Source organism: Desulfomonile tiedjei DSM 6799 (assembly GCF_000266945.1).
Lineage (GTDB): Bacteria > Desulfobacterota > Desulfomonilia > Desulfomonilales > Desulfomonilaceae > Desulfomonile > Desulfomonile tiedjei.
The window spans coordinates 448,115-461,991 of sequence record NC_018025.1; the positions used below are offsets into that span (position 1 = coordinate 448,115).

Here is a 13,877-nt window from a genome sequence, read left to right on the forward strand (position 1 = left end):
TAAAAATAGCAGCTAACCTGATAAGAGTAGGGTGTTCAAGAGGTCAGAAATTGTGGCTGCCATAAAAGGTGGGTGACCCTGCTCGACCATTCAGTCTGTTTATTGAAGCGAAACAATACGGGCAAATGTTCAGCCGTATCAATTCGTCCCCTTGTAAACTTGTCCGGGATAGTAAATTTCGAATTTGAACCGGGGAAACTGTTTTGGAAGTCGCATGACGTTGAATACCATTACTCCGATGGATATGCGGTCCAACCAGGAGGACATGGGCCAACCGAAGTGCACCACCACGCTTCGACCGGTCAGTTCGTATTCCACCACTTTGAGCAAGTCCACCATATGCTGGTACACGCTTCGTCGCTCGGCAACAAACCTGAAGTGATTTGACGAAAGCCTATTCGGAGCGCCTCTTCGAGGATTAAAATAGGTCACATAGGCTTCATTTTGTCTTACCTGCTTGATAGCTTCCTCTCGGGGTCTTCGAAAATAGATGTGCACTTCCGGATCGACGGATTCACTCAGATGCAGGATCATGTCCATCTGGGAATCGCTTTGTTCCGCTGCTTTTATCTCAGGGGCCCTTCTTTTCGCTATCATAAGCCCGGCCAAGAGGACTATGCCGGTGATGGTTGCCCACAATTCCGTACCGTGCGGCTTCATCCACGCAAGGAAGAAGAAGCAACTCAGGAAGACCACAAGAAATACGACTGTCACAAAACGGTTTGTGGAAAACGGCTTTATCTCCTTCGTGCCCATGAAATAGCGATAAATGATCAAAGATCCCATGTTGATGCAGAAACTGGCGATCAAGCCCAAGGCATACATATCGGCCAGGATCATCTGACTGCCTCGGGTGATGAGGATGATGACGGAAAAAAAAGCGGCATTTATGAGATGAATGCGATAGAGCGAGTCATTCCGATTCGGTGTAATGAGCCAGGAAAATCCGTATCGTTCGGCAACACGCTCCAACAATTCGCTGGAAGCGACAAAAGCCGTGTTAATAGCCATAATAAGAGTGAGGCTGGCCAATATGGCAACCGCGACGCCGAATGGAACGCCGTTTATCATGGTGGCATAATGAGTTATGAGGTCGCCTTCATGAGCGCGAAAATCAATGGGAGCAGATAAAGCCAAAGCGGCAACCACGGGGGTTACAACGCCGACAGTAACGGCGAGAAAGATGTATGCTCGTCCTATCTCCCGCCAGGTACGGACCAATCCTGCTGTCTGAAGAACGGATTCCACGCCAGAGTACGCCAAAACGCAGCTTGCCACTGAAGCGATAAAGATGCCGTAGCCCGAAAAAATCGACCCGGTGTTCATTCTGTGACCGGCGTGCTCGACAGCTTGCTCCAGGCGGGTCAGAGATTCTCCGTCCATGGACAGAAAACCCGACACAATGAGATTAAGGAAGATGATTGTAGCGAAAATGAAGACAGAGAACGTGAACCGCGCATTCTCCTTTATCCCGATAATATTGAGTCCAGCGATAGCCCACACGATGGTTATCGCTGTCATCATCTTGAAAGAGTGCGAAAATGCGAAAAATGAAGTCGCATTCTCCACAGCGCTGACCGCTGAAATACACGCCGTCAAAATGTAATCGACCATAATGGAAGCAACGGCAACGAAAGAGACTACCGGTCCCAGGACCAGATAAGAAAACGAGTACACGCCCCCGCCGAATATCCCGTGAAATTCCAGTATTTCTGCTATTTCAACCAACCGTGTCGTCATGTAGTGAATAAACACGGCAGTAAACGCGATAAAGAAAATAGCACTGGGGCCGATGAAACGGTAGGCCTCGGCAGGAGCGTAGAACACCGAAGTCAGCTCGTCCATGAGGGTGATGACTGCCACAGCGAGCCACGTCAACCAGATACGTCCGCCCTGGGAGTAGTAGAGAAGATTCGTCTTGCGTAACAGAATGAAAAACGCACCGATCAGCGATACATTGAGTAGCACCAGGACGATGGTTTTCATGCATCACGCCTCGAACAGTACCACTTTGCTAAATCATAACCGAGCAAAATTGGTTAGAATTTTTAATCCTGTTTCCTGGCTTTTTTCAGGGTGAAATTGTACTGCAAAAACATTATCAGCAGCCACGGCACAGGTGAATGTGATGCCATATTCGCTCTCAGCAACTATATGGGAATCATTCTGAGGCACCACATAATATGAATGGACGAAGTACAGATAGGACCCATCAGATATACCCTTGAAAATAGGTACCTCTTTACGGAAAAAAACCTGGTTCCAACCCATGTGAGGGATTTTAAGGCCCATATTCCTATCGAAGGCTTTTACTGTTCCAGGTACGACCTTGAAACCTTCATGAATGCCAAATTCTTCCGATTCATCAAAAAGCAATTGCAGTCCCAGGCAAATGCCCAGAAAAGGTTTTTCTGATTGGATAAACTCCTGAATCGGCTCGACAAGATCCAGGTTCGACAAATTCTTCATGCATTCGGGAAATGCGCCCACTCCCGGAAGGACGAGTCGATCGGCTTTTCTTATTTCATCCGCATCCCTGGATATCCGGGCGGAAACGCCGACCTTTTCAAAACCCTTTTGCACGCTTCTCAGATTGCCCATTCCGTAATCGACAACAATCAGCATTATGACCTCAGTTTGCTTGTTCTGGTAATGACTATATCAGAAATACAAAAAACTTCTCTCATACCGATTCGCTTTTCTTTCGTATTCTGGAAGACTGGAGGCATCCTTCGCTCCGGACGACGCAAAGCCGTCTAATCACTCCGCTCAGGACACCCCGGCCTTCGCTACGTCATGTGCATAACAGCGAAATGGTATCAGCTCAATGTGGACAGTTCGTTTGCCCTGACGAACAAGTCTGTGCCGCGAGTTCCTCTTCATCTGTACACGACAAGCTTTGTATTCTGAATAGAAAGTGAACTGTGCTCCAACTTGCATGGGGAGTCAAGAGGAGTGTCGGCTTTGATGAAAACCAGCCGCTAGAGCACCCCTTTTGTCGAAGGGATTCCTTCCACTCTGGGATCGATTTCCACTGCAGCGCGAAGGGCTCTTCCCAATGCCTTGAAGATAGCTTCCGCAGCATGATGAGGATTTTCAGCAGTGTGCACTGTTGCATGCAATGTCATGCCTGCCTGATCCGCTAATCCCTGGAGAAAAACCGGCACGAGGTCCAGCGAAAAATCTCCGGCGCTCCGATGGTCGAGCGGATTTGAAAAGACCAGCATAGGACGTCCGGAAAAGTCAAGTGTCACGGACGCGAGCGCTTCATCCATGGGAACCTGAGCGAATCCGTACCGGCGCAATCCTTGCTTGTTTCCCACTGACCGTTTGAATGCTTCGCCGAGAGTCAATCCGATGTCTTCAACGGTATGGTGAAAATCCACATGAAGGTCTCCCTGAGCTGTAATCTCAAGATCGAACAGACCATGCTTCGATACATGATCCAACATGTGATCGAAAAAACCGATTCCTGTGGAAATCGTTCCTTTACCGGTTCCATCAAGGTTCAACGTGACCTGCACGTCTGTTTCGGATGTCTTTCTGGAAACTGTAGCGGTTCGCTCGATGGTGCTCAAAGCATTTCGTCCTTTTCTCTGCGAATATTCGCACCCAAATCGTCCAGTTTTGTCACTATGCCTTCATATCCACGATCCAGATGATAGACCCGGTGAATCTCTGTGATTCCCTTTGCGGCAAGACCGGCCAAAATGAGGGAAGCACTGGCCCGAAGATCCGTCGCCTGCACGTGGGCTCCGGACAATTCCTTGACGCCCTGAACGCCGGCAATTTTGCCGGAAACCCGAATACGCGCTCCCATACGGACCAGTTCCTGAACATGCATGAACCGATTTTCAAATACATTTTCCGTGATCATGCAGTTATCATCTCCGAGAGACATGAGAGCCATGTACTGGGCCTGAAAATCAGTTGCAAAACCGGGATACGGATCGGTCTGCACGTCTCGACTCTTTACACGACCATTGGATATGACTTTCACGGAGTCTTCCGAAATTTCGATACCCACGCCGGTGTCGACGAGCTTCTCCAACAATGAGGCCAAATGAGCCGGTTGGCAGCCGCTCACCGTAATATTGCCGCGTGTAATAGCTCCAGCCATAACGTACGTACCGGCTTCGATGCGGTCCGCCATGACCTCGTGCACAATACCCTGGAGACGGTCTTTTCCCTCAATTTCGATAATATCGGTTCCTGCACCCGAAACGCTTCCACCCATACGGTTGATCACCTGTGCCAGTTCGCACACTTCCGGTTCCAAAGCGCAGTTTCTGAGGATTGTCGTCCCTTTCGCAAGTGCAGCGGCCATAATGAGGTTTTCGGTGCCGGTCACGGTCTTCAGATCGAAGGTGAAGTCCGTGCCGCGCAGACGTTTTGCTCGAGCCTTCACATACCCGCTTTCCAGCTCGATGGTTGCACCCATTGCCTCAAGGCCCTTTAAGTGTTGATCGATAGGCCGCGCACCGATAGCGCATCCACCAGGCAGGCTCACGTCTGCCTGACCTTCGCGCGCCATAAGCGGCCCGAGCACCATGACGGATGCTCTCATGGTCTTCACCAGCTCGTATGGAGCCCTTCGGTCGGTTATCATGCGAGCTTTTATGCGGAGCGTTCCGGGCTCGAAATCGTCCAGTTGGACACCGAGTTGGAGGAGCAACTGCTTTGTCGTACGGATATCCATGAGCGCAGGAATTCTATGGAATGTCATCTCATCGCTGGTAAGCAGTGAAGCGCACATCAGCGGCAAGGCGGCATTCTTGGAACCGCTTGCTCTGACAGTTCCCTGGAGGGGTGTTCCGCCGTGGATGACAATTTTTTCCATGATCCGTTCCTTTCGCAGCTAACATGGAATGAGCGTCCTTGTGAAAACTCATTCCGCAGCGGATGGGGCTGTATATCATCTTTGGGCAATATGTGCAACAGATCCGGTTATATGGATGCGTGATATTAAGGTACATGAAAGAGCCGGTGTGTACATCATACTCTGGGGACCGAGGAATTAGCCGATTTCGAAAGAGAGTTAAATTACCGGCCCATAACCCATTTCACTATGGTGACCGTATCTCACAAACGGACACAACTGAGGTGTCCACTATGTTGACATGTGTGTAAAAGTCATAGACGCAAGCATCGTTACGCAAGAGTCATGCCAAGATGCTATGAGCTTATGGTATTGCCGCTATTCATACATTTTTTTGTCCCCTGAATGGTTCGGCTCTTGCATCCGAAAAAGTGAGCATAGCTGATTGGTGACGCGGCGTCAGGCAATTGAATACCGGAAAGAAAGAGTGATACCGGACAAAATTGCTTCGTTGGGTCGCTTTGTAAGTTCTGCAATTTTTGGATTTATGCATCAGGAGGGCCTATGACAAAGCCGGAGATAATAGCTCTTATTTCTGAAAGAGCTGAAATATCTAAGAAGACAGCAGGGGTAGTTCTTAGCACTCTCGTAAACGTCATTCATTCGTCACTCAAAGAGAATGGTGGAAAAATTCGGATTTCTTCTTTGGGCACGTTTAAAGTCCTTGAGCTGAACGCCCGACGCGGCGTAAATCCCCGGACAGGTAAGGAGATGACCATCCCTGCAATGCGTCTGCCACGGTTTTATCCTGCTAAAGCTCTGAAAGAAACTTTGCGCGGAAAAAAATAAATTATTTCCGTGACACGGCGCATGTGAGATAAATATCATTCGATCTTCCTGCGAGTTTCTTTCATCTTTTTTTACGAGAGGCGGGCTGGAGACAGGGTTCTCCGTCTATTTGAACTCAGGGTCGCGATTTAGGAAACGCTGAGGGGTGCGACGCGGCCCGAGTTATCTCTCGAGTTATGTGGAGGGAGGAATGTCCTCGTCTACCAAGGCGGTAGGGGTTTTTGTCCTTGTATTTTTGGTGCTTGCATGTTTTCAGACAGCGTCGGCACTGGGGCCGCGGCACGATCTTTTCGGGTCCGGCCGTGTGGTCGGTGTAGAAGCTCCCAATTTGCTAAAAATAAAGCTGCAGGACAAAGACAAAATCATAACAGTTCGGCTCATAGGGGTGGGATCGCCAAAGAACAGGGAAAGGCTGAAAGGGCTGGGCCGGGATGTCCAGAATTTCATCTTCAAATTTGACGTATGGGAGCAATCGCGAGATTACGTTAAATCGCTTCTCCACAACAAAACCGTCCAGGTCTGGGCCAGGAAATGGGATTCTTACGACGAAAAACACAGACTCCTGGCGTACATTCGTATTCCCGCACAAGAAGGTGACCCTGTGGATCTCAATGGTGAAATTATCCGGAAAGGCATGGGATTTGTGACCCGCGATTACGTGCACGTGACGTTCGCAGATTATCGTTCCTTCGAGCAGGATGCTAAAAAGCATTCCCGCGGTATGTGGAGAGGCATATCGACAAGCAAGATTTCATCGAACAGATGAGCAACGGGAAGAAATTATTCTTTATGATTACCAACAATTCGACGTTTTTCCCACGCTCCAATTCAACATATCGGTGGGAGCCGGCGTCCCTGCCGGTCCATTCTATCGATATCATTGATCATGTTGAAGATGTGTCGGCACGGAGGCACGGCACCCACCAATACTGCTATCTTTAACCGAACACTAATTTTGGCAATTGCTAAAGTAATGGAAAATACGTGAGGTTGGCCCTATAAGCGAAATACGCGAATTCTAATTTACCAACATGTGCCTGTACCTCCGGACGTAGTCAGCCACCATGCGATTCGCTGAAAACTTTTTTTCTGCCAGATCTCTGCAACATTTGCGATTAATCGTGTTCGTTCGCGCAATGGCCTGCGCCATTTCCGATACACTGTTTACAAGAAATCCGGTTTTCCCGTGTTCCACCAGGTCTGAAAGCGCACCGGAAGGAAACGCCACCACGGGAGTCCCACATGCGTACGCTTCCATTGTCACGAGAGAACTTGTCTCGGGAGCTAAACTCGGGGCAAGAAGACATTTCGCGGACCCGAGAAGAGCGTTTTTTTCTTCAAGACCGAGCGATCCCACATACTGATATCTATTTCCGTCCAAACGTGGAAGAACTTCCCGCAAATAGTACTCATGGTGAGTTTCGTAATCGAAAAGCTTTCCAGCGAGGATGAGAGAGGTTCCGGCCTGTCGCGCTGCATCCAAAGCCAGATGTATTCCTTTTTCAGGACATATCCTGCCGAGAACCACCACGTACTCTTCAGGTACCGGAAATGTGCAGTCTTGTATAGGGACGCCGTTTTCCACAAATGGCAAAAGATTCGGGATAAACTGTGCAGTTTCTTCCTGATGACGGGAGACACAGTTGAAGTACACTCGTTCCTGGATTTGCTTAAACGCATTCGCATCGTACCAGGACACCGGAAGATGCAGAGTGATTAATACGGGGATATCAGTGTCGGGCAGATACTCCATAAAATCTATTCCGTGCAGGTGAATCAGATCGAGGTTTCGTTCGCGGAGTACATCGCGTACCAGATCGCGTACAAGACGATACGTTTTGTTTCGCGTATCACATTCGATCAGATCGTTTGTTCTCGGAAAGTCGATAAGATTGCCCACGATTCGAGAACCGCTGCAGGCAAGGACAGTGCTTTCATGTCCGAGGCGGACGAGTCCTTCATCCAGAAGTCGGAGAACTTGTTCGGCTCCTCCTGCGGTGTCCGATCTCACAGGTGCAAAGGGATAGGCAATGCTCAGGACAGAGAGCTTTTTGTTAATTTGTTCTGAATCCGAATGCATAAACCCAATCGCAATACTCGCAGATTCTTCGATACGAAGACCAATTTCAGGATAACAACTTCTTTCTTGTGATGGACTACAAACGATGCGGCCCTCCGGAGAGTTCCGAGGGGCCGAATATAACCACGTTTCTATGCAACGATTGTTTCTTATGCAATTCAAGACAAGGAAAGCTGTCACTCCGCTATCGCCGACACCAGCCACCCCTGTCTCTGCATTTCCAGTGACTCATCCATTTGCATCGCCATCCGTGCCGGTACGATTGCCAGCAACAGTAACAACGATGGCGGTGATATTGAGCTAACTGCGCAGGAAGTTCGAGAGCGGTCGGTCCGTCAATTGACACAACGGTGTCCAAATGACTCGCTACGGCTAAGGGCCCGGCGTACGCGAGACCGGAAACGGCTACCCCCACCAGAATAACAGCAAGTAGCAAAATCTTTTTCATGATGACCTCCTGAAACCCAAATCTTTTGAAAAGCTTTGGCGCACAGCCTCGATAGAATCGATAGATCCAGTATAACAGGACCTCCGATCGAAAGACATTTTTTTAACAACGCCCTGCAACTGCAACGACTTTAAATCGCACGATACAAGGCTTCCATGCCATCTTCTCTCTTATGAATATTGCATGGAGCGAAGCGAAGCAATATGCGTTTACGTTGCAATCTTTCGTTCATAAATCTGTTTGGAATGGAGAAGATTGATCGCCTTTCGGTATCCGTCGAACGTCCCAACGTCAACGTAAGACTCTCCTGCACAAATACCCAGTGCCTGACCTCCGTCTCGAATGTAGCTGTTCACGAGTGTGCCGATATATTCGTCCTGTTGCGCTCTTTTGCACCAGAGATCGAACAGATCGTGGAAGATTCGGCCGGACATCTTGAATGCTCCCCAAATCCAATTTGTTCCGGGATTCGATTTTTTGACGAGAATTTTAACCACAGTTCCGTCCTGCTGTAGGAGAACTGCGTCGAAAAGATGGGGCCGATCCACTGGAAACAAGAGAAACGAGAGTATGTCATCAGGAAGAGTGCAGAGGCCGTTTTCCGGGAACCACACAGTATCCGGCAAACCTACTAGCACCTGTTCATCGGGATGAATCAACGGAAGCGAACAGAATATCGCATCGCATAATCCTCGAGGCTCCTGTTGAATCATATAGCAAAAATGAACCCCATCTATGCCTTCGCCGTAATATTCCATGATGTCGGATTTACCTGATGAGATGACGATACAAATCTTTGTAGCTCCGGCGCGTATCATGCGGTCGATGAGGTATTCGCTTACGGCACGAGGACGTTCGACAAATGAATCGCTTCTGCTTCCCACCGGAAGCAATTCTTTTGAAAAAGCCAACGGTTGCATTCTGCTCCCCGCTCCTGCAGCAGGAATTATTCCCCACATAGATTCCCCCCGGCATTTTATCTGGATTTACGTCCGCAGAAGATTCCCGAATATCCCTGCGGAAAACCTGAATATAATCGATGAACTGACGAGCCGGGTCGAAAAAGCTCCGGATGAAGACCGGTAAGGGTTTAAATTACTCCATGCACCACACATGCGGAATATCGTCTGTAGGTATAGTACAGTGAGACGAATGTGGCACCGGTGTCGCATGCGAACGATTGCTGTGAAAGAATTTGTATCGCCCCCTGAGATTTTGTCTTGTTTGAGAAAAGCGAGATGCTTCTCATCGAATTTCTCAGAAAATTCGTTCCCGGTAATCTCTTCCAGCCGCCTGTTCTTCATCATAATCCGGGAACGCAATTGTTAACAGACTCGGAGCTTTTTTCTTACCGATATCTTTTACCTTATACCAATGTGGAGGGAATACTGAGACACCTGTTACTTGCCGGTCCCGGCAAATCTCCTTCGCTACGAACGCCACCCCTTGGCGTGGCTGACTTCGCTTCGGAGGCATGCCGGGACCGGATTTGCTCCCGCCGGTGGCGGGATTGCTTCTTTGAACGCACATTGGTATCAGTAGGTCTTTCGTCGCGTTCTTCGGGCCATTTCCGGATTATTTCATGATCCGTAATTATGTCTGATTCTGCACGCATATCATTCATTCCAACAATTATTTGTGAGCTTTGTTTCTAACCAAGCGGACAACGATAGAGCCAAAAAAGTTTCGATATTACAAACGAGAAAGAACCGCCATTATAAGAACCAGATTTTGTTACTAGTTTCTTGCATTCCTGGGCGTTTTGCACACATCGTCATTTAACGCAACAATTTCGGCTGGTTTATTGCCGGAACGGGATGCAATCCAAACTGTCTATTATTACGCATAGATGAGACAACAACTTTTTTTGTGTGCAACATTGGCATTCGAGTTGCATAAATCGCAGTTTTGTATACATGTTCAGCGTTTTTTGCCTGGAAGTAGGGAAACAATTTCCTGTTAGCTTTCACTGGGAGCAAACATGCCTGACCTCGGACCGATTGTGCAACGAGTGCTGATGACCACAGACACTGCAGGCGGAGTATGGGATTATTCTTTAGAGCTTGCAGCAGGTCTTCGGAGGCGGGGGGTACGGACGATTCTGGCAATAATGGGCAATCCAATTCTTAAAGTGCGTTGTATTGAAGCCAAAGCCATACCCGACCTGCAACTGGAATTCGGTGAATTCAAGCTTGAATGGATGGCAAACCCTGAAGAAGATGTGGCGTGCGCTTCGGAATGGTTGTTGAAGTTGGCTCGTCAGTATGAACCGGATCTCGTGCACCTTAATTCGTATGCGTTTGCCTCTCTGCCGTGGCATAAACCGTGCGTACTGGTTGCACATTCCTGCATACTGTCGTGGTGGAACGCAGTAAAGAAAACCGATATTCCGGACGATTTCGATTGGTACAGAGGCATTGTCGCCTCCGGCCTGCAATTGGCAGACGGAGTTGTCTTTCCAACAAATTCTCTTCGAAACCAGATGGAGCGCATTTACGGACCGATTCAAAATTCGGAAGTGATATTGAACGGCAAGGATCCTTTCCGATACAAACCGGGCAGGAAAAAGAGGTTCATATTCAGCGCGGGAAGGCTTTGGGATGAAGCCAAGAACGTGGCTGCCCTGGAGCATGTGTCCACTCATCTGCGATGGCCTACTTTAATCGCCGGAGACTGTAAGAAACCGGACGGATCGGGAAATGCTCCCCAGCGTATCACGTACCTGGGGTTCCTGGCTCCGTCCCGGATGGCCGAATTTTATGCCGAGGCTTCCATCTTCGTTTCGCCTGCCAGTTATGAACCATTCGGATTGGCCGTGCTTGAAGCAGCTCTGTCAGGATGCGCCCTGGTGCTGGGAAATATCCCGACATTTCATGAACTGTGGGAGGACGCGGCTCTATTCGTCGATCCCGATGACCTGCAGGGTTTGAAGCATGCTCTCACCACACTTACCGAAGATCAGAGAAAACTGGAGTCCCTTGCTCGCAAAGCCCGGGAGCGGGCATTCAGGTATAGTGGTGAAGCCATGTCAGGGAAATATTACGATACATATTCCGAATTATGCATGGATTACACTCTTCTTTCGGAATCACAGGATAGATCTCGGCATGTAGGACCGGAGTTGCAGGTGGAGTTCTAAGGTGAACTTCGTCCTGTTCTACCATTCAATCGTTTCTGACTGGAATCATGGCAACGCGCACTTTTTGCGCGGGATCGTCCGGGAATTAAAGAACAGCGGCCACCATGTCGACGTTTGGGAACCGGTAGACGGGTGGAGCCGGAAGAACCTGCTCGAGCAAAGTGGTCACAGTGCTTTGGAATGCTTTCAACAGCAGTTCCCGTTTATCACGCCCCGTCTATATCACCAGCTTGATCCGTCGTACTTGGACAGGGTCCTGGACCAAGCGGATGTTGTGCTGGTTCACGAATGGAACGATCCGGAAGTAATCGCCGCGATCGGCCGCCACAAGCAGAGATGTGGCCGATATTTGCTGTTTTTTCACGATACGCATCATCGTTCGGTTACTGCTCCTCAAGAAATTGCCCGGTTTGATCTAAGCTCGTACGATGGGGTGCTCGCGTTCGGGCAGATCGTCAGCGAACTGTACTCTCAGAGGAACTGGGCATCACGAGTATGGACCTGGCATGAGGCAGCGGATACGGCTCTGTTCGTTCCGAGAAGAAAATCACCATCCTCCGGGGACCTGGTATGGATCGGAAACTGGGGAGATGACGAGCGGTCTGCAGAATTGAGAGAATTCCTCTTTGAACCCGTTCGTAATCTCGGTCTGCGAACAAGCATCTATGGAGTTCGTTATCCTGAAAATGCCCTGGAAGAAGTCTCAGCCTCCGGGGCCGAATTCTGCGGATGGGTCCCCAATCATCTGGTTCCTCAAGTGTTTTCAGATTTTGCCTGCACTGTTCACGTTCCGAGAAGACCGTACGTGCAAACCTTATCGGGCATACCGACAATTCGGGTGTTCGAGGCAATGGCTTGCGGCATTCCTCTCGTGTGCGCACCGTGGGATGACGCAGAAGGGTTATTCACTCCGGGCGAGGATTATCTTGTGGCGAAAAACGGAAAAGAAATGGAGAAAGCTGTTCGAGATATTCTCAACGATCGGGATCTGGCAGAACACTTATCGGAGCGCAGCGTGAAAACCATTCTTGAACGTCACACATGCAAACACCGGGTGAACGAATTACTGAGCATATGTAATGAACTCGGATTTCAAACAGACCGGGAAATTATACCGTTTCGCCAATAATTTGATAAAACCGAGAGGTCCGGCAGAGACGCCGGATCTCACCATCAGCCGGTAGTGGCCGGCCTCCGTGCCGGCCAAAATTGGGTTCATAGAAGCGAATTGGTGTTATACGAATGTGCGTTCAAAGAAGTAATCCCGCCACCGGCGGGAGCAAATCCGGTCCCGGCAAACAACAGATTTCTCAAAATTCTCTCTATGAAAGCACATTAGTATTAGCTTGAGGACAAGCATATGCAGTTAGCTTTTTTCGGTTCCAGCCTGGTTTCTGCATACTGGAACGGGGCTGCGACTTATTATCGCGGTATTATACGTGCCCTTGGCAAGAAAGGGCACGAAACAACTTTCTTCGAGCCTGATGCGTACGATCGTCAGAAGCACCGGGACATGGACGATCCTGAGTGGGCACGTATAGTGGTTTATCCGGCTACAGAGGATGGGGTTTTCAAGGCACTGGAACAGGCCCGGAGCGCGGACTTCATCGTGAAGGCCAGTGGAGTGGGAGTGTTTGACGAGCTTCTTGAATCGGAAGTGGTGAAACTGAAGAAACCCGGCGTTTCTGTCATCTACTGGGATGTGGATGCACCGGCGACTCTGGAGAGGTTAGAAAACAATCCCGCCGACCCACTCAAGTCTCTCGTTCCGCGGTTCGATCTCATACTCACGTACGGCGGAGGGTATTCCGTGGTCAGCGCATTTTGCGCACTCGGCGCCGCTGAATGCATTCCCGTGTACAATGCATTGGATCCGAGCACCCATTTCCCGGAAAATCCTGACCCGCGTTTTGCCGCTGACCTCACGTTTATCGGGAACAGGCTGCCGGACCGGGAAGCGCGTGTGGAAGAATTTTTCCTGGTTCCGGCATCGAAACTGCCCGAGCGAACCTTCAGCCTGGGTGGGAGTGGATGGGACGACAAATCCATGACCCCAAATATTCGATATCTCGGCCACGTGTACACGAGAGATCACAACGTGCTGAACAGCTCATGCCTGGCAGTGCTTAATATCAACCGTGAAAGCATGGCAAAATTCGGATTCTCTCCTCCAACACGGGTATTTGAGGCTGCAGGCGCAGGTGCATGTATTATTACAGATACATGGCCGGGAATCGAGGATTTTCTGGAGCCCGGGACCGAAGTGCTGCTTGCAAACGGCTCAGAAGGAGTAATCGCTCATCTTGAGACTCTCGCACCTGATACGGCAAAAGAAATCGGTCGAGCAGCCCGGGAGAGAATACTTGCACATCACACCTATCACCATCGTGCTTTACAGGTGGAATCGATATTGGGTCTGTGAAAGATCGAAGCTTCTGTCGAATATTAGAATGGTAATATATCGATTGCCAAAAATTTCGACGTTTATCTCATGCTTCAACGCAAGATACTGGTGGGGACCGGCGTTCCGAAACTGTCGCAA

Annotated in this window: 12 protein-coding genes; 5 read left to right on the top strand and 7 right to left on the bottom strand. The window is 49.4% G+C overall.

What is annotated here, in order from left to right; all coding sequences use genetic code 11:
- Nucleotides 1–138: 138 nt before the first annotated feature.
- The 4 genes from DESTI_RS01915 to murA all read right to left on the bottom strand — a co-directional run bounded on the left by DESTI_RS01915 (nt 139) and on the right by murA (nt 4,840).
- A complete protein-coding gene (locus tag DESTI_RS01915) occupies nt 139–1,986 on the bottom strand; it encodes an APC family permease (RefSeq protein ID WP_014808278.1) in 1,848 nt (615 codons plus the stop codon).
- A 33-nt stretch (nt 1,987–2,019) separates the two neighbouring features.
- Complete coding sequence (hisH, locus tag DESTI_RS01920) at nt 2,020–2,625, bottom strand: imidazole glycerol phosphate synthase subunit HisH (RefSeq protein WP_014808279.1); 606 nt, start codon at nt 2,623–2,625, stop codon at nt 2,020–2,022.
- Nucleotides 2,626–2,981: 356 nt separating this feature from the next.
- Entirely contained in the window at nt 2,982–3,569 is a 588-nt protein-coding gene (gene hisB / locus DESTI_RS01925) for an imidazoleglycerol-phosphate dehydratase HisB (RefSeq protein WP_041286670.1), read from the bottom strand.
- A 5-nt stretch (nt 3,570–3,574) separates the two neighbouring features.
- Nucleotides 3,575–4,840, bottom strand: a complete 1,266-nt coding sequence (murA, locus tag DESTI_RS01930; protein WP_014808281.1) for a UDP-N-acetylglucosamine 1-carboxyvinyltransferase — start codon at nt 4,838–4,840, stop codon at nt 3,575–3,577.
- A 543-nt stretch (nt 4,841–5,383) separates the two neighbouring features.
- On the opposite strand from murA, the gene DESTI_RS01935 reads away from it, so the two are divergent.
- Nucleotides 5,384–5,668, top strand: a complete 285-nt coding sequence (locus tag DESTI_RS01935) for an HU family DNA-binding protein (RefSeq protein WP_014808282.1) — start codon at nt 5,384–5,386, stop codon at nt 5,666–5,668.
- Nucleotides 5,669–5,858: 190 nt separating this feature from the next.
- The gene (locus tag DESTI_RS01940) at nt 5,859–6,434 is read left to right on the top strand and encodes a thermonuclease family protein (RefSeq protein WP_014808283.1); all 576 of its coding nucleotides are present in this window, start codon (nt 5,859–5,861) and stop codon (nt 6,432–6,434) included.
- 252 nt (nt 6,435–6,686) lie between these two features.
- Here the strand turns inward: DESTI_RS01940 and DESTI_RS01945 are convergent, their stop codons facing one another.
- From DESTI_RS01945 to DESTI_RS01950, 3 genes are all read right to left on the bottom strand, one after another.
- Nucleotides 6,687–7,748: a glycosyltransferase family 4 protein gene (locus DESTI_RS01945; protein ID WP_041286671.1), complete on the bottom strand. Its 1,062-nt coding sequence runs from the start codon at nt 7,746–7,748 to the stop codon at nt 6,687–6,689.
- A 184-nt stretch (nt 7,749–7,932) separates the two neighbouring features.
- Nucleotides 7,933–8,196 (bottom strand): hypothetical protein, encoded by a 264-nt coding sequence (locus DESTI_RS30530; protein WP_014808285.1) that lies wholly within the window; start codon nt 8,194–8,196, stop codon nt 7,933–7,935.
- 209 nt (nt 8,197–8,405) lie between these two features.
- Entirely contained in the window at nt 8,406–9,155 is a 750-nt protein-coding gene (locus DESTI_RS01950) for a sugar phosphate nucleotidyltransferase (protein WP_014808286.1), read from the bottom strand.
- Nucleotides 9,156–10,177: 1,022 nt separating this feature from the next.
- Here DESTI_RS01950 and DESTI_RS01960 point away from each other — a divergent pair.
- From DESTI_RS01960 to DESTI_RS01970, 3 genes are all read left to right on the top strand, one after another.
- Nucleotides 10,178–11,335, top strand: a complete 1,158-nt coding sequence (locus DESTI_RS01960; protein WP_014808287.1) for a glycosyltransferase family 4 protein — start codon at nt 10,178–10,180, stop codon at nt 11,333–11,335.
- A gap of 1 nt (nt 11,336) precedes the next feature.
- Nucleotides 11,337–12,464 (top strand): CgeB family protein, encoded by a 1,128-nt coding sequence (locus DESTI_RS01965; RefSeq protein WP_014808288.1) that lies wholly within the window; start codon nt 11,337–11,339, stop codon nt 12,462–12,464.
- 231 nt (nt 12,465–12,695) lie between these two features.
- A complete protein-coding gene (locus DESTI_RS01970) occupies nt 12,696–13,757 on the top strand; it encodes a CgeB family protein (RefSeq protein ID WP_014808289.1) in 1,062 nt (353 codons plus the stop codon).
- The last annotated feature ends 120 nt before the right edge of the window (nt 13,758–13,877 follow it).